General features: G+C 69.1%; 16 protein-coding genes. 10 read left to right on the forward strand and 6 right to left on the reverse strand.

The window, feature by feature from the left end; all coding sequences use genetic code 11:
• Positions 1–56 precede the first annotated feature (56 nt).
• The 4 genes from AC1DG4_RS10555 (at position 57) to AC1DG4_RS10570 (ending at position 2767) form a co-directional block, all read left to right on the forward strand.
• Complete coding sequence (locus AC1DG4_RS10555; RefSeq protein WP_477381347.1) at positions 57–668, forward strand: PadR family transcriptional regulator; 612 nt, start codon at positions 57–59, stop codon at positions 666–668.
• On the forward strand, positions 661–2148 hold the full coding sequence (locus AC1DG4_RS10560; RefSeq protein ID WP_477381349.1) for a DHA2 family efflux MFS transporter permease subunit: 1488 nt from the start codon (positions 661–663) through the stop codon (positions 2146–2148). The genes AC1DG4_RS10555 and AC1DG4_RS10560 overlap by 8 nt, the downstream gene beginning before the upstream one ends.
• Before the next feature lie 168 nt (positions 2149–2316).
• The gene (locus tag AC1DG4_RS10565) at positions 2317–2553 is read left to right on the forward strand and encodes a DUF4160 domain-containing protein (RefSeq protein ID WP_477381351.1); all 237 of its coding nucleotides are present in this window, start codon (positions 2317–2319) and stop codon (positions 2551–2553) included.
• Complete coding sequence (locus AC1DG4_RS10570; RefSeq protein WP_477381353.1) at positions 2534–2767, forward strand: DUF2442 domain-containing protein; 234 nt, start codon at positions 2534–2536, stop codon at positions 2765–2767. The genes AC1DG4_RS10565 and AC1DG4_RS10570 overlap by 20 nt, the downstream gene beginning before the upstream one ends.
• Positions 2768–2945: 178 nt before the next feature.
• Here AC1DG4_RS10570 and purD read toward each other — a convergent pair whose 3' ends face one another.
• Together purD and AC1DG4_RS10580 are read right to left on the reverse strand one after the other, a co-directional pair.
• Positions 2946–4223 (reverse strand): phosphoribosylamine--glycine ligase, encoded by a 1278-nt coding sequence (gene purD, locus AC1DG4_RS10575; RefSeq protein WP_477421225.1) that lies wholly within the window; start codon positions 4221–4223, stop codon positions 2946–2948.
• Positions 4224–4274: 51 nt separating this feature from the next.
• Complete coding sequence (locus AC1DG4_RS10580) at positions 4275–4973, reverse strand: NUDIX hydrolase (RefSeq protein WP_477381357.1); 699 nt, start codon at positions 4971–4973, stop codon at positions 4275–4277.
• A 38-nt stretch (positions 4974–5011) separates the two neighbouring features.
• On the opposite strand from AC1DG4_RS10580, the gene AC1DG4_RS10585 reads away from it, so the two are divergent.
• A complete protein-coding gene (locus tag AC1DG4_RS10585; protein WP_477381359.1) occupies positions 5012–5380 on the forward strand; it encodes a sterol carrier family protein in 369 nt (122 codons plus the stop codon).
• A gap of 66 nt (positions 5381–5446) precedes the next feature.
• On the forward strand, positions 5447–5764 hold the full coding sequence (locus AC1DG4_RS10590) for a potassium transporter Trk (protein WP_477381361.1): 318 nt from the start codon (positions 5447–5449) through the stop codon (positions 5762–5764).
• 190 nt (positions 5765–5954) lie between these two features.
• Here the strand turns inward: AC1DG4_RS10590 and AC1DG4_RS10595 are convergent, their stop codons facing one another.
• The gene (locus tag AC1DG4_RS10595) at positions 5955–6554 is read right to left on the reverse strand and encodes a zinc-binding alcohol dehydrogenase (RefSeq protein WP_477381363.1); all 600 of its coding nucleotides are present in this window, start codon (positions 6552–6554) and stop codon (positions 5955–5957) included.
• A 140-nt stretch (positions 6555–6694) separates the two neighbouring features.
• Here AC1DG4_RS10595 and purM point away from each other — a divergent pair, with 140 nt between their 5' ends.
• The 3 genes from purM to AC1DG4_RS10610 are packed head-to-tail and all read left to right on the forward strand — an operon-like array spanning position 6695 to position 10627.
• On the forward strand, positions 6695–7810 hold the full coding sequence (purM, locus tag AC1DG4_RS10600) for a phosphoribosylformylglycinamidine cyclo-ligase (protein ID WP_477381365.1): 1116 nt from the start codon (positions 6695–6697) through the stop codon (positions 7808–7810).
• Positions 7811–7815: 5 nt separating this feature from the next.
• Complete coding sequence (purF, locus tag AC1DG4_RS10605; RefSeq protein ID WP_477421226.1) at positions 7816–9273, forward strand: amidophosphoribosyltransferase; 1458 nt, start codon at positions 7816–7818, stop codon at positions 9271–9273.
• Between the two features lie 16 nt (positions 9274–9289).
• Entirely contained in the window at positions 9290–10627 is a 1338-nt protein-coding gene (locus tag AC1DG4_RS10610) for an MFS transporter (protein WP_477421227.1), read from the forward strand.
• A 13-nt stretch (positions 10628–10640) separates the two neighbouring features.
• Here the strand turns inward: AC1DG4_RS10610 and AC1DG4_RS10615 are convergent, their stop codons facing one another.
• The 3 genes from AC1DG4_RS10615 to AC1DG4_RS10625 are packed head-to-tail and all read right to left on the reverse strand — an operon-like array spanning position 10641 to position 13845.
• The gene (locus tag AC1DG4_RS10615) at positions 10641–11570 is read right to left on the reverse strand and encodes a carbohydrate ABC transporter permease (RefSeq protein WP_477381371.1); all 930 of its coding nucleotides are present in this window, start codon (positions 11568–11570) and stop codon (positions 10641–10643) included.
• 8 nt (positions 11571–11578) lie between these two features.
• Complete coding sequence (locus AC1DG4_RS10620; RefSeq protein ID WP_477381373.1) at positions 11579–12544, reverse strand: carbohydrate ABC transporter permease; 966 nt, start codon at positions 12542–12544, stop codon at positions 11579–11581.
• Positions 12541–13845 carry an ABC transporter substrate-binding protein gene (locus tag AC1DG4_RS10625; RefSeq protein ID WP_477381375.1) on the reverse strand — a complete coding sequence of 435 codons (1305 nt, stop codon included), beginning with the start codon at positions 13843–13845 and terminating at the stop codon, positions 12541–12543. Before AC1DG4_RS10625 ends, AC1DG4_RS10620 begins: the two co-directional genes overlap by 4 nt.
• A 218-nt stretch (positions 13846–14063) precedes the next feature.
• Between AC1DG4_RS10625 and AC1DG4_RS10630 the strand changes: the two genes are divergently transcribed.
• Positions 14064–15182 (forward strand): GntR family transcriptional regulator, encoded by a 1119-nt coding sequence (locus AC1DG4_RS10630; RefSeq protein WP_477381377.1) that lies wholly within the window; start codon positions 14064–14066, stop codon positions 15180–15182.
• The last annotated feature ends 14 nt before the right edge of the window (positions 15183–15196 follow it).

Here is a 15196-nt window from a genome sequence, read left to right on the forward strand (position 1 = left end):
GAATCGGCGTATAGTCGTCGACGGACTAGTCCAGATGGACTAGTCGGGATGGAGTGATGGTGAAGGATCCGGCGCTCACCCCTCTGGGGGTGATGGTGCTCGCGCTGCTGAGCGAGGGTGACATGCACCCCTACGAGATGGCGCGGCTGCTGCGCGCCCGTCGCGACGACCGGATCATCCCGATCTCCAACGGAACGCTGTACCACACCGTCTCCCGCCTGCACGGGCAGGGCCTGCTCGAGGAGGTCGGCGTCGATCGCGACGGCAACCGCCCCGAGCGAACGACGTACGCCGTCACGCCGGCGGGTACGGACGCGGTGCGCGAGTGGGTGCGCCGTGAACTCGGCGGCAGCCGTCGGCGCACCGCATTCCGCGTCGCCCTGGCCGAGGCGCACAACCTCGACCGGGACGAAGCGGTCGACCTGCTCACCCAGCGGCTCGCGCTGCTCGGTGAGGAGCTGGCGACGATCGGCGCCGCGCTCGACGGCGCAGGGACTCGCGATGTGCCGGAGCAGTACCTCCTCGAGCCGATCCGGCACCGCCTGATGCTGCAGGCGGAGATCGACTGGCTCGCCACCCTGATCCCCCGGATCTCGTCCCCCGACTTCGCGTGGGGCCCGGATCCGGATCACCTTCTTGCCAAGCGAAAGGCACACCAGAATGGCTGAAACCATCGGTACGTCGACCGGCGCATACGCCGTCGGCCACAAGCCGAAGAGCCCCTGGCCCGCCCTCTGGGCGCTGGTCATCGGCTTCTTCATGATCCTCGTGGACACCACGATCGTCTCGGTCGCGAACCCTGCGATCAAGGCCGCGCTGGACCCGTCCACGAACAACCTCGACAACGTCGTATGGGTGACCAGCGCCTACCTGCTCGCCTACGCCGTGCCGCTGCTGATCACCGGACGCCTCGGCGACCGGTTCGGTCCGAAGAACATGTACCTGATCGGTCTGACGATCTTCACGCTGGCGTCGCTCGGCTGCGGACTCTCCAGCTCCTTGGAGATGCTGATCGTCTTCCGCGCCGTGCAGGGCCTGGGCGCCGCGCTGATGACGCCGCAGACCATGGCGGTCATCACGCGCACCTTCCCCGCCGAGCGCCGCGGCGCCGCGATGGGCCTGTGGGGCGCGACGGCGGGCGTCGCCACGCTCGTGGGCCCTCTGGCCGGCGGTCTGCTGGTCGACGCCTTCGGGTGGGAGTGGATCTTCTTCATCAACCTCCCCGTCGGCGTGATCGGCTTCGTGCTCGCCTGGATCCTCGTTCCTCGGCTGAAGACCCACGAGCACCGGTTCGACATGGTCGGCGTCGTGCTCAGCGCTCTCGGCCTGTTCCTCATCGTGTTCGGTCTGCAGGAGGGCCAGCATTACGACTGGGCCGGGTGGATCTGGGCGATGATCGCGGCCGGCATCGTGGTGATGGCGGTCTTCATCTGGCAGCAGGCGAAGACGCGCAGCGAGCCGCTGGTTCCGTTGGGCCTGTTCCGCGACCGCAACTTCTCGGTCGCGAACTTCGGGATCGCCACGGTCGGGTTCACCGTGACCTCGATGTCGCTGCCGATGATGTTCTTCTACCAGCTCGCCCGGGGGCTCACGCCGACCGAGGCGGCGCTGCTGCTGATCCCGATGGCGGTGCTGTCGGGCGTGCTCGCGCCGATCGCGGGCCGGATCCTCGACCGCGTCGATCCGCGCGTCCTGCTCGTGCCCGGTCTCGGCCTCACGACAGTCGCCCTGGTCTGGTACGGCCTGCTGATGACCCCGGACACCCCGATCTGGATGTTCCTGCTGCCCTCGGCGCTCATGGGCATCGGCCAGGCCGGAATGTGGGGCCCGCTCGCCACCACCGCCACGCGCAACCTCGAGCCGCGGCAGGCGGGCGCGGGCGCGGGCATCTACAACACCACCAGGACGATCGGTTCCGTGCTCGGCTCGGCCGCGATCGCCGCGCTCATGCAGGGCCGTCTGGAGGCGAACCTTCCGGGAGCCGCCAGCCAGGGCGGCGACTTCGGCACCGGCAAGCTGCCCGACGTCGTGGTGGCGGGGTTCTCCTCCGCGATGGCGCAGTCGATGATCCTGCCGGCGGCCGTGCTGCTGGTCGGCGTGATCGGGATCCTGTTCATGCAGCGTCCCGCGCACCTCGTGAAGCGCTGACCCGGGGGCAGATCAATCAACCAGGAGAGCCGCCGCATCCCGATGGGTGCGGCGGCTCTCCTGATCTCGTCCTCCCCACGCGCGCGGTGTGCGGCGGTTCCCACCGATTCAGTGATCACCCGGATCCTCAGCCGTTCGGCTGCCTACCTTGGCAGCGGAGGTGGGGCGATGCCGACGGTTCTGCGACTTCGAGGACGACGGTACTTCTTCTACAGCAACGAGGGTACGGAACCACCGCACGTCCACGTCGAACAGGCGGGAAACACAGCCAAGTTCTGGCTTGCGCCCGTAGAATGTGCGGACAATCGGGGATTCTCCACGCGCGAGATCACCGCACTGGTCCGCATCATCATCGTGCACGAGCAGGAGTTCGAGGAGGCATGGCATGAGCACTTCGACGCATGAAGCCGTCGCCCTCGATGTCCGCATCGACGAGGAGATCCATGTGCGCCTTCTCGACGGACGCACGGTCAGTGCACCACTGTCCTGGTTCCCGCGCCTTGCTGCGGCAACTCCGGCGCAACGCGCCGATTGGCGTCTGATCGGGCGGGGCGAGGGGATCCACTGGCCTGAGCTGGATGAGGACCTCTCGGTCGCCGGGCTACTCGCCGGACGCTGAAGCCGGGGCCGTCCGCCGCCTGGTCCAGGGCAGACGGGACTCTTCTCTTCGACGCCCCCTCTGAGTATCGAAACCCCCTCGCACGGACGTCCGTACGAGGGGGTTTCGGTGCTGCGAGGGGGCGTCGCGTTTCGCGGGCACGGCGGGCGGGCGGTACGCCCCGGCCCGCACGCCCGGGCTACTGCGCGACGCGCGCGGCGATGTCGGTGCGGTGGTGCGCGCCGTCGAGGTGGATCCGGCCGAGCGCCTCGTAGGCGCGGGCGCGGGCGTCGGCGAAGTCGGATCCGGTCGCGACGACGTTCAGCACACGGCCTCCGGTCGCGATGAGGTTGCCTCCGGGGGCGTCGGGCCCCGCGGTCGCCGCATGCACGACGCTGACGCCCTCGACGGCGGCCGCCTCGGCCAGGCCCTCGATCAGGCGGCCGGTCTGCGGTGCCTCGGGGTAGCCCTCGCTCGCGAGCACCACGGTGATCGCGACGTCGTCGCGGAACTCCGGCTGCGGCTGATCCTCGAGCGTGCCGGTGGCGGCGGCGAGCAGAAGCTGCGAGAGCGGGGTGCGCAGGCGCGGCAGCACCACCTGGGTCTCCGGGTCGCCGAAGCGCGCGTTGAACTCGATCACGYTCACGCCGTTCGGCGTCAGGATGAGGCCCGCGTAGAGCAGACCGATGAAGGGCGTGCCCTCGGAGTCGAGCTGCTTCACGACCGGGAGGGCGACGCTGCGGGTGACCTCCTCGACGAACGCCGCCTCGCTGCCGAACTGCTCGTCGAGCCACGGCAGTGGTGAATAGGCGCCCATGCCGCCGGTGTTCGGCCCCTCGTCGCCGTCGAAGGCGCGCTTGAAGTCCTGCGCAGGGCTCAGCGCACGCACGGAGTCGCCGTCGCTGAGGAAGAACAGCGAGACCTCAGGCCCGGTGAGGAACTCCTCGATCAGCACGGGGCCGTGGGGGAGGTAGAGCTCGGCGTGGGCGAGCGCGGCGGCGCGGTCGGGGGTGACGATGACGCCCTTGCCCGCGGCCAGTCCGTCCGCCTTCACCACGTACGGGGCGCCGAGGTCATCGAACGCGGCCTCGACCTCGGCCGTGGTCGCGGCGCGCACAGCGCGTCCCGTCGGCACCGAGGCCGCCTCCATGATCCGCTTCGCGAACGCCTTGGATCCCTCCAGTTGCGCAGCGGCGCGACCGGGTCCGAACACCGGAATCCCGTGCGCGCGCACCACGTCGGCGACGCCCGCGACGAGCGGCGCCTCCGGGCCGATGACGACGAGGTCCACTCCGTGTTCGTCGGCGAATGCGCGGACGGCGGAGCCGTCCATCGGATCCACCTCGACCAGCGTCGCGTCCTGCGCGATTCCGGCGTTGCCGGGGGCGCAGAGGATCTCGTGCCCCTTCCGCTCGGCGCGCAGGGCGAGGATGATCGCGTGCTCACGGGCACCGGAACCGAGGACGAGGATCTTCACCCCGTCAGCCTACCGAGCGGGCGCCCCTCGATGACGGGGCGAGCCGTGCCGTCACACCTCGAGGCGGATGGGCCGCTCGTCGGCGTGGTCCCAGGGCAGGGTCCACCCGGCGGCTTCGAAGACGCCGTCGAGGACCATCGCCGTGAAGCCCCACACGATCGTGCCGTCGACGTCGAAGGCGGGCCCGCGGAAGGTCTGCCCCAGCCGGGTGAGCGTCGAGGTGAACCGGGTCGCCGGATCCAGCAGCGTCGCGACCGGCACGCGGAACACCTGCACGGTCTCGGCGTGATCCACTGCGACCACCCGTGAGGGCTCGCGCCACCAGCCCAGGACCGGGGTGACGAGGTGGTTGCTGGCGGCGAGGGGGATCTCAGGGAGCGTCGCGAGGATCTCGACGCCGTCCGGATCCAGCCCGGTCTCCTCCTGCGCCTCACGGAGCGCCGTCGCGGCGGGATCCGGATCCGCATCCTCCCGGCGTCCGCCTGGGAACGAGACCTGCCCCGGATGCGAGGAGAGCGTCGCGGCGCGGCGCTGCAGCAGCACGTCGAGGTCGGCCGGCACCGTGGCCGCATCCGCGTCGGACGGTTCGTCGTCGAGGCGGCCGAACAGGATCAGCACGGACGCGGCGTGCGCGTCGTCGTCGACCCCGGGGAAACGGCCGAGGCCGAGCGCGCCCTTCGCCGCCGCCGCGAGCAGGTCGGCGCGCGCCCCGGCGGTGTCCGTGGCGGGTGTCTCGGCGGAGGAAGTCATCGTGCCGAGCCTATGCCCGGGGTGCCTAGCATGGACCTATGGCGAGCAGGATCGACACGACGGCGGGGCGCGAGGCGCTCGACGCCAGCCGTGCGGCGCTCGCCGCCGGCGGGAAGCCCACCCGCGGTGACTACGCCACGGCCGTGCGCTATCTGCTGCAGCTGCTGGACGAGAAGGCGCCGGGCAACAGCGTCGAGGTGCGCGTGCCGCCGTTCGGCGCCGTGCAGGTGGTGCAGGGTCCGCGGCACACACGCGGAACCCCGCCGAACGTCGTCGAGCTGGATCCGGCCACATGGATCGCGGTCGCGACCGGATCCGAGACCTGGGCGTCTGCGCTCGAGGCGGGCCGGATCCACGCCTCCGGAACCCGGGCGGACCTCACCGAGCTGCTGCCGCTGCGTCCCTGATCCCTTCCCGCTCAGTGTCTCGTCCTGGACGGATCACCCCACAGATGCGCGTGGGACAATGGGGGCATGAGCACGCCGCAGCCGGACCGGACGCCCGAGATCGAGATCGCGCGCGTCCGTCGTGCGCCGCGCTGGGGCGTCTTCCTCGGCATCGGTGTGGGTGTGGGAGTGGTCCTCGCGTTCGTGCTGACCGTGTTCGGCAACTTCGGCGCGTCGGAGGCCACGCAGGTCGCCTACCCGTTCGGGCAGGTGTTCGGCTTCCTGCTGCTGTGGACGGTTCCGGTCGGCGTCGCCGTGCTGGGCGTCCTCACGCTGATCCTCGAGCGCGCCGCCCGTCGCAGCGAGCGCATGGTGCGCGTCGACCGCGAGACGATCGCGGAGTAACCCGCCGGGGCCCGACTGCGCCCCAGTGCCGAAGACCGGATCCTGGCCCGGTCGCTTTGGGGCGCACCTCCACGTTTTGGGGCGCGCCAGACCCTGTTTGGTGGCGCTGGTGCGCCCCAAACCGTCAGAACACGCCCCAAAACCGGCGTCAGATCCGCCGACGAGGCTGCCCGCACTCGAACGGCGGCGCTCACGCCACATCGGCGATGACGGGGCGGATCGCGCTGTCGAAGTCCACGGGATCGTGCCGGAGGCTGTCGGTCACCGCGATGCTGAACGCGCCGATGCGCCAGATCCCGCGCTGTGCGAGCGGCAGTACGTGCACGTTCAGCTCGAAGGAGTGCGCGCGGCGTCCGGTGTCGCGTTCGAACTCCGCGAGCGCGGCGGCGTACGCGCGGTACGGGTCGCCGGTTCCGGAGACCGAGCGTGAGTAGCGCTGCTGAGCCTCGTTCGCGTAGCGCACCACCTCGGAGGCGAGCGGCGCGATCGCGGCGCGCAACCGCTCCGCCCCCACGGCCGGCAGCGCGACGATCGTGTCGAAGCCGTCGATGAGTTCGAGCGGAGACGTGGACGGATGCGACTCGGGTTCGACGGTCATGTCCCAGTACGCCCGCCACTGCCGCTCGAGCGCGTCATCCACCCCGCCGTCGTCGAAGGCGCGCAACGGATGGTCCCTCAACGTGGGCAACTCCACCGGGGTCCGGATCCCGAGTCGTTGGCGCAGCGCGAGCGCGATGAGCACCGGGATCCCGGCCTCCTCGCGCACCAGCCACTGCGGCTTGTCGACCATGGGCCCATCGTACGGATTTCCGGACCGCGCGGGGCCCGATCGCGGGTCACGATCGAGGATGCGGCTTGCGGGCGCCGATCCGCCTCCGTGAGCTCCGGACGGCGGGCGACCGCACAGCCGCCCGCCGGTAGGATTGACGGGTGTCCTCCCGCACCTATGCTGAGGCCGGCGTCGATACGGCAGCCGGCGATCGAGCCGTCGAACTCATGAAGTCCGCTGTCCGTGCCACGCACGGACCCGAGGTGCTCGGCGGGGTCGGTGGATTCGCCGGTCTCTTCGACGCCTCTGCGCTGCTCGGCTATCGCCGACCGCTGCTCGCCTCGAGCACCGATGGCGTCGGCACCAAGGTCGCGATCGCGCAGGCGATCGACAAGCACGACACGATCGGGCACGACCTGGTCGGCATGGTCGTGGACGACATCGTCGTGGTCGGCGCGAAGCCGCTGTTCATGACGGACTACATCGCCTGCGGCAAGGTCTTCCCCGAGCGCATCGCCGACATCGTGCGCGGCATCGCCGAGGCCTGCGAGCTCACCGGCACCGCGCTCGTCGGCGGCGAGACGGCCGAGCACCCGGGTCTGTTGGGCGTCGACGACTACGACGTCGCAGGCGCGGCGACCGGCATCGTCGAGGCGGACCGGATCCTCGGATCCGAGCGCGTCCAGGACGGCGACGTCGTCCTCGCTCTCGCATCCAGCGGCCTGCACTCCAACGGCTACTCGCTCGTGCGGCACATCCTCGCGAAGGCCGGGATCGGCTATGGCGACCGCGCCGTCGACCTCGGTGCCACCTGGGGCGAGGCGCTGCTCACCCCCACGCGCCTGTACACGACCCCGCTGCTCGGCATCGCCGAGCGCTTCGACGGCGCCGTGCACTCGCTCAGCCATGTCACCGGCGGCGGCATCGCGGCCAACCTCGCGCGCGTCCTGCCGCTGGGGTCCTGGGCCGAGGTCGACCGCTCCACGTGGTCGCCTGCTCCGGTGTTCCGTGTGCTGAGCGATCTGGCCGGCACCACACTGGAGTCCAGCGAGGGCACCTGGAACCTCGGCATCGGTTTCCTCGCGGTCGTCGACGCCTCCTCCGCCGCCGCGATCTCCGAGGCGCTCACGGCCGGCGGCATCGACACCTGGCAGGTCGGGACGGTGCGGCTCGATGCCGTGGCCGCACGCCCGGCCGGCGATTTCGAACAGGGCGCCAAGGGCGTCGACGGCGGTGCTGTGCGCCTGGTCGGCGCCTACGCGGACGGAGCGAACTGACACCCATGTGCGGCATCGTCGGAATCGTCGGGCACACCCCGGTCAATCAGGACATCTACGACGCGCTCCTTCTGCTGCAGCACCGCGGGCAGGACGCGACCGGCATCGCCACGGCTGAGCCCAGCGGCGTCATGCACATGGCCAAGGCGGAGGGCATGGTGCGCGAGGCGTTCCGCACGCGCGACATGCGCTCGCTGCTCGGCAACGTCGGCCTCGGGCACGTCCGCTATGCCACGAAGGGCACCGCGTCGAGCGAGGAGGAGGCTCAGCCGTTCTATGTGAACGCGCCCTACGGCATCGTCCTCATCCACAACGGCAACCTCACCAACACGCGCGAACTCACCGCCGACATGGCGCACCGCGACCGCCGTCACCTGAACTCCTCGAGCGACACCGAGCTGCTGCTGAACGTGCTCGCGCACGAGCTGCAGACCACGACCTCGACCGTCGACCTCGACTCCGAGCGCATCTTCGAGGCGGTCGCACGCACGCACGAGCGGATCGAGGGCGCCTACGCCGTCATCGCGATCCTCGCCGGCTACGGGCTGCTCGCCTTCCGGGATCCGTTCGGGATCCGCCCGCTGATCCTCGGCAAGCGCGTCAGGGACGGCAAGGAGGAGTGGGTCGTCGCGAGCGAGTCGCTCGTGCTCGAGAACGGCGACTACGAGGTCGTCCGCGAGGTCGAGCCCGGTGAGGCCGTGTTCATCACGAACGAGGGCGAGCTGTTCACGAAGCAGTGCGCCGCGGCTCCGGTGCTGGCGCCGTGCGCGTTCGAATACGTGTACCTCGCGCGCCCCGACTCCGTCATGAACGGCATCTCGGTCTACGAGTCGCGCCTGCGCATGGGCGAGCGCCTCGCCGACACGATCGCGAAGCACGTGCCGCTCGACGAGATCGACGTGGTCATGCCGATCCCCGACTCGTCGCGCCCTGCCGCGATGGAGGTCTCTCGCAAGCTCGGCATCGAGTACCGCGAGGGCTTCTACAAGAACCGCTACGTCGGCCGCACCTTCATCATGCCGGGGCAGGCGGCGCGCAAGAAGAGCGTGCGGCAGAAGCTGAACGCGATGTCGACCGAGTTCAAGGGCAAGAACGTGCTGCTCATCGACGACTCGATCGTGCGCGGCACCACCTCGAAGCAGATCATCCAGATGGCTCGCGACGCCGGCGCGAAGTCGGTGATCTTCGCCTCCGCGGCTCCGCCCATCCGTTACCCGCACGTGTACGGCATCAACATGCCGTCCAAGCACGAGCTCATCGCGCACGGCCGGACGATCCCCGAGATCGCCGAGGTGCTCGGCGCCGACCGGCTCGTCTACCAGGAGGTCGAGGATCTCAAGGCGGCGATCACCGAGGGATCCGAGCTCACCGACCTGGACATGAGCCCGTTCGACGGCCGGTACGTCACCGGCACCGTCACGGCGGWGTATCTGGGCTGGCTCGAGGGCGCGCAGACCTCGTGATCCGGGGCGTGCGATGATGGCCGGCGCCGTGCGGCCGCTCTGGCGTGGGCGCACCCTGGCGGTGCTCGGCATCGTGCTGGTCGCGTTCTCGCTGCGCTCCGCCGTCGCGTCCCTGTCGCCGGTCGTCGATCACGTGGCGAAGGACTTCCCGATGCCGGCGGCCGTGGTCGGGCTGATCGGCACCGCGCCACCGGTGTGCTTCGCGCTGTTCGGTCTGCTCACGCCGCTCATGGAGCGCCGGCTCGGCCTGGAGCGGGTCGCCGTCATCGCGCTGGGTGCCGTCACGGTCGGACTCATCGCCCGCGGCCTCGCGGTCGACTCCTCGACCCTGCTCATAGCCACGGCGCTCGTCTTCGCGGGCGTCGGCATGGCGAACATCCTCATGCCGCCGATGGTGAAGAAGTACTTCCCCGACCGTCTCGGCCTCATGATGACGCTGTACACGACGGTGATGGCGTTCTCGACGTTCCTGCCCCCGCTGGTCGCCGTGCCGGCGGCGGACATCGCGGGCTGGCGTGTGTCTCTGGCGATGTGGGCGGTCTTCGCGCTCGCCGGAACGATCCCGTGGATCGTGATGCTGCTGCGTGCGCGGACCGAGAGCGTCGTCGCATCTCCCGCCGAACACGCGGGACAGCCGGATTCCGATGAGCCCGCGCGGGAGGGCACAGGGCGGGACTCGTTCGAGGAGGCCGCCGTACTCTCGACCGGGCCGATCGTCGTGGCGCCGTCGAGCTCGCGGGTGTTCGGACGGCTGGTGCGGATCCCGCTCGCGTGGGTGCTCGCGGCCGTGTTCGGCACCTCCGCGAGCATGGCCTACACCGCGTTCGCGTGGCTGCCGACGATCCTGATCGAGCAGACCGGCGTCACCCCGCAGGCCGCGGGCCTGCTGCTCTCGCTGTTCGCGTTCACCGGATTGCCGGCCTCCCTCATCGTCCCGGTCCTGATCGTGCGGTTCCGCGCGACGAGCGTGCTGTAYGTCATCGGCGCGACCGGTGCCGTGGCCGGGCTGCTCGGCCTGCTGCTCGTTCCGGATCCGGCCCTCTCCTGGCTGTGGGTCCTGTTGTACGGCCTTGCCGGTCTGTTGTTCCCGCTCGCGCTGGTGCTCATCAGCATCCGCGCGCGGGAGCCCGAGACGGCCGTCGCGCTCAGTGGATTCGTGCAGAGCCTCGGCTACGTGATGGCGGCGATCTTCCCCTTGCTGCTCGGCCTCGTGCACACGGCGACCAGCGGCTGGCAGGTTCCGCTGATCATCCTCGTCGCCGTTCTGGTCGCATCGATCCCCGCCGGGGTCTACGCCGGCCGCCACGTCACGGTCGAAGCGGCCTGGGAACGCCGCAACGGGCGGCTCTGGTAGCGGCTCCGGCTGGCTACTTACCCATGCCCAGCGTGAGTCCTTCCGTCAGCCGGCGGCCCAGCCACAGATAGATCACGAGCATCGGCAACACCACAATGCAGAGCCCGGCGAAGAGGCCACCCCAGTCCGCTCCGGAGTACGTCTGCTGCTGGATGAATGAGATCAGTGCCACCGGCAGCGTGTATTTGTCGGTCGACTGCAGCAGCGTCAGCGCCAGGAGCGTCTCGTTCCAGTGCGAGATCACCTGCAGCACGAATGCGGTGAGGATGCCGCCCTTCGCGAGGGGCAGGGTGATCCGCCAGAACGTGCCGAACGCGGTGGTGCCGTCGAGCGCAGCAGCCTCCTCGAGCTCCTGCGGCAGCGACCGGAAGAACGCGATCAGCAGGAACACCGTGAACGGCATGGACACGCCGACGTACACGAGGTTGAGTCCGATCAGGCTGTCGGTCAGATAGACCTCGTTGAGCATCACGAACAGCGGGATCAGGATCACCTGCGCGGGGATGCCCAGCCCGAGCACGAAGTACATCGTGAGGGCGTTCGTGAAGCGGTTCTCGACACGACCCAGATAGTAGGCGGCGGGTGCGGCGAGAGCGACGGTGACGAAGGACGAGATGACCGTCGTGCTGACGCTGTTGAGCGTCGCAGTGGCGAAATCGCCGACGGTCCACGCGGTGACGAAGTTGGCAGGGTCCAGCGAGGTGGGCAGGCCCCAGGGATCGCTCAGGATCGAGCGGGTGTCGCGGAAGGCCTGGATCACCATCCACACCATCCAGGCGATGTTGAGCGCGACGAATGCCCAGAGCAGCACCAGGCCGATGCCGCGCAAGACGCTCCGGTCGCGCCCGATCGCGGCGCCGCGCCGCCGTGGGGGCCGCCGCGAGGGAGGCGTCACCAGCGCGCGTGTGCTGGTCTCTTCGACGAGCAGGTCGGCGGAAGTCATGGTCACTCCTAGAACTCGATCGCGTCGCGCTTCATCACGCGACGGAGCAGGACGACGAGGACGGAGACGAGCGCGAGCGAGAGGATCGCGCTCGCGCTCGCCATGCCGTACGCGGGGATGGACTCACCGGAGAAGGCGGTCACGTAGGTGTAGACGGCCGTGCTCCAGGTGCGGGTCGGCGGGATCCCCTGCCCGGTCGATCCGCCGAAGATCCAGATGATCTCGAAGATCTTCACCGAGGAGATCGTCCAGAGCACCGCGCAGGTGCCGAAAACGTCCCAGGTCAGCGGCAGGATCACGTAGCGCAGGCGCTGGAAGGCGTTTGCTCCGGCCAGCGCGCAGTCCTCGTAGTAGTACGGGGGGATGCGGTCGACACCGGCCATCAGGATCGTCGTGTAGTAGCCGGTCGTGATCCAGGTGAGCATCACCATGATCAGCGGGAACAGGTTCTCGGTCCCCAGCCACGCGGGCGGATCCTTCACGCCCGCCCAGCCGAGCAGGGTATTCACCAGCCCTCCGGGGTTCAGGACGAATCCGGCGAGCACGCCGAAGATCATTGCATTCACCAGGTGAGGGAAGAAGATCACCGACCGGGCGATCTTTCGGCCCGTCATGTCGCGCAGCACGAGGGTCAGACCGAACGAGACGAGGAAGACGGCGGCACCCACCACGAACAGCAGCAGGAGCGTGTTGCCGAAGGATTGCAGGAAGAGCTTGTCGGAGAAAAGCTTCACGTAGTTGCCGAGCCCGACGAAATCCATCGGTCCGGAGCCTGCCCACTTGTGGAAGCTGATCCAGATGGCGTAGACCGCGGGGCCGACGAAGAGGACCGAGTAGAACAGCAACGCCGGCCCGACGAACGGGACGAACAGCCGTTTGCGTGAGCGATCGATGGCGTTGCCGCCGGCGCGGGGCGGCGCGATGCGCACCCCCCGGCCGGCGGTGACGCCGGGCATCGCTGCCGTCTGGGTCATGAGTTCTGCTTCCAGTAGTCGATCTGGCCCGACTTCATCGCCTCGATGAACTTCCCCGCCGAGAGCTTGCCCTGGACGAGCTGGTCCATGGTCGGGTAGAGCAGCTTCTCCGCGTATCCGGCGAAAGTGATGCCGTCGTTCTGCACGTAGTACGCGTCGGCCGAGTCGAGGGCGGCCTTCACCGTCGCGACGTCAGGGCTCGTTGCTGCGTCCGGACGGATCGGGAGGATCTTCGCGTCCGTGCCCAGAGCGTCCTGATACTTCTTCTTCAGGAAGAAGGCGGCGAACTTCTGCGCGTCGGCCGCGTTCTTCGCCTTTGCAGGTACCGCGAAGCCGATGAAGTCGGCACGCGCGACCTTCTTGCCGCCGTCGACCGTCGGGAATGGGAACGACGAGTACTGGAAGCCGCTCGCGGCGTAGGTCGCCGTCTCGGTCGGGATCCAGGTGCCGTTGAACAGCAACGCCGCCTTGTCATCCGCCCAGCCCTGCTGCTGAGCCGGCCACTTGCTCGCGTTGTAGCCGGGGATGAAATAGCCGCCGTCGACGAGCTGCTGCACCATCTTCGCCGCCTCGAGTGCCTCGGCGCTGTCCCACGCCTTGCCCGTCTTGTCCTCGGCGATCTTCTTCAGTGCGCCGGGGCCGGCGATGTGCACGAGTGCGGCGGTGTACCAGTAGGCGTTGTATCCGGAGACGTCGCCGTCGATCGCGATCGGGATCTCGTTCGCGGCTTTGAGCTTGTCGAGCTCGGCGACGAACGCACTCCAGTCCGCAGGCGGCGCAGAGACCAGGTCGGGATGCGTCGCGGCGTTGAACCAGATCGCATCGCTGGTCAGCGTGTAGGGGAGCATCCAGGGCGCGTCCTCGCCCTTGCGGCTGATCACGTCGTTCGCGAGGTAGGCCTGCGGGATCAGGTCGGCGACCTTCTTGCCGTCTGCCTCTGCGCCGTAGGCCGCGGTCAGCGCCTTGGCCTGGCCGCTCGCGGCCAGCACGGGTGCGAGCTTCGCGAAGGAGCTGTCGATCAGGTCGGGGACGTTGTTCGTGTTCAGCGTCGGGACGACCTTCTTGACGCTGTCCCGGCCCTGCCACTGCACCTTGACAGTGACGCCGGTCTCCTTCGTGAAGTCCGCGATCGCAGAGGCGAGCACCTTCTGCTGCGCCTCACCTTCCTTCCACATCGACCAGTAGGTGAGCGTTCCACCCGAGCCGCCCTGCGGAGAACCCTGCGAGGATGCGCACCCCACGACCGACAGCGCCAGAGCGCCGACCAGGGCGAGTGCGGAGAGCTTTCGGACCTTCACCATCGGGTTTCCTTTCGATCGGGAGTGGCCACGTCGCCTCTCCGATGCCCGACTCTTGCAAGGAGCAAAAGGACCATTCAAGGAGTAATTCAAACCTTTTCGGCGGACCTGACCACGCCAGGGCTCAGAGGTAGGTGTTTCAATCAGAGGAATCCTTCAATTCCTCTTTATTCCTCTCTTTTCGCGTCGAAGAATGGAGGAACAACGGCGGAGGAGGGGCGATGTCTGTTTCACGACGATCCATGGTGCGCGACGCGGAGTCCAGGGGCCTGAAGTTCGAGATCCTCGCCGACCAACTCCGCCGCGGGATCCTCGCTGGCACGTGGACCGCCGGGGAGAAGCTGCCCACCGAACAGCAGCTCGCGACCGAGACGGGGCTCTCGTTGACCACCGTGCGGCGAGCCTTCGACGAACTCGTCGCGGAACGCATCGTCGTGCGCAGGCAGGGCGCCGGCAGCTTCGTCGCCCACGCGCCCCGGCGTGACGGGAACGCGCGCCGCCGCATCGGCGTGCTCCTCCCGGACACCCAGCTGTACTACCCGCGAGTGCTCCAGGGCATCGACGAGTCGCTCTCCGCCGCTGGTGCGACGCTCCAGCTCGCGACCTACCGCTATCAGGCGGATCGGGAGGATCCCGCAATCAGTGCGCTGCTCGAGACCGGAATCGACGGATTGCTGATCGCGCCGACCCTGACCGGGATCGAGGATCCTGCGCTGCGCGCCCGCGAGCTGATGGCTCTGCCGGTTCCGGTGGTCCTGGTGGAGCGCAGCCTGCCCGACCTCGGCCCCGCCGACACCACGGAGCATGTCTGCTCCGACCATCGCGGCGGCGCCTACGACGCGGTCCGACATCTCGCCGGTCTGGGGCACACCCGGATCGCCCTGCTCACACGAGAACGTACGCCGACGGAGGCCAGCGTCGTGTACGGCTATCGTCAGGCGATCGCCGACCTCGGACTGCCGGGATCGCTGGAGTTCGCGCAGCCGAAGTCCGCGTGGGAGGCCGACTCCGCCGAGTCCGCGTTCCGACACATCCGCGACCTCGAGGCGACGGCGGCTCTGGTGTTCGGAGACCGCGAGGCGGCATTGCTCGAGGGCGCCATCCGCCGCGGCGGCATGCGGGTGCCCCAGGACATCGCGCTGGTCTCGTACGACGACGAGGTCGCCGACCTCGCCGAGGTGCCCCTCACCGCGGTCGCCCCGCCGAAGTATCGGATCGGACGAATGGCCGCCGACGTCCTGCTGCGGCGTCTCATCGAGGGCGCCGACTGTCCCCTGCACCAGATCAGACTCCGGCCCCGGATCGTCGTGCGCCACTCCTGCGGCGCCCGCGACGCCTGAGCCCCCACGACCGC

This window comes from Microbacterium sp. 05N427, from assembly GCF_056397105.1.

What these genes read in the sequence shown, in the direction of transcription:
- AC1DG4_RS10555 (WP_477381347.1), top strand. Translation starts at nt 57, where the DNA reads ATGGTGAAGGATCCGGCGCTCACCCCTCTGGGGGTGATGGTGCTCGCG.
- AC1DG4_RS10560 (WP_477381349.1), top strand. Translation starts at nt 661, where the DNA reads ATGGCTGAAACCATCGGTACGTCGACCGGCGCATACGCCGTCGGCCAC.
- AC1DG4_RS10565 (WP_477381351.1), top strand. Translation starts at nt 2,317, where the DNA reads ATGCCGACGGTTCTGCGACTTCGAGGACGACGGTACTTCTTCTACAGC.
- AC1DG4_RS10570 (WP_477381353.1), top strand. Translation starts at nt 2,534, where the DNA reads ATGAGCACTTCGACGCATGAAGCCGTCGCCCTCGATGTCCGCATCGAC.
- AC1DG4_RS10580 (WP_477381357.1), bottom strand. Translation starts at nt 4,973, where the DNA reads ATGACTTCCTCCGCCGAGACACCCGCCACGGACACCGCCGGGGCGCGC.
- AC1DG4_RS10585 (WP_477381359.1), top strand. Translation starts at nt 5,012, where the DNA reads ATGGCGAGCAGGATCGACACGACGGCGGGGCGCGAGGCGCTCGACGCC.
- AC1DG4_RS10590 (WP_477381361.1), top strand. Translation starts at nt 5,447, where the DNA reads ATGAGCACGCCGCAGCCGGACCGGACGCCCGAGATCGAGATCGCGCGC.
- AC1DG4_RS10595 (WP_477381363.1), bottom strand. Translation starts at nt 6,554, where the DNA reads ATGGTCGACAAGCCGCAGTGGCTGGTGCGCGAGGAGGCCGGGATCCCG.
- AC1DG4_RS10615 (WP_477381371.1), bottom strand. Translation starts at nt 11,570, where the DNA reads ATGACTTCCGCCGACCTGCTCGTCGAAGAGACCAGCACACGCGCGCTG.
- AC1DG4_RS10620 (WP_477381373.1), bottom strand. Translation starts at nt 12,544, where the DNA reads ATGACCCAGACGGCAGCGATGCCCGGCGTCACCGCCGGCCGGGGGGTG.
- AC1DG4_RS10625 (WP_477381375.1), bottom strand. Translation starts at nt 13,845, where the DNA reads ATGGTGAAGGTCCGAAAGCTCTCCGCACTCGCCCTGGTCGGCGCTCTG.
- AC1DG4_RS10630 (WP_477381377.1), top strand. Translation starts at nt 14,064, where the DNA reads ATGTCTGTTTCACGACGATCCATGGTGCGCGACGCGGAGTCCAGGGGC.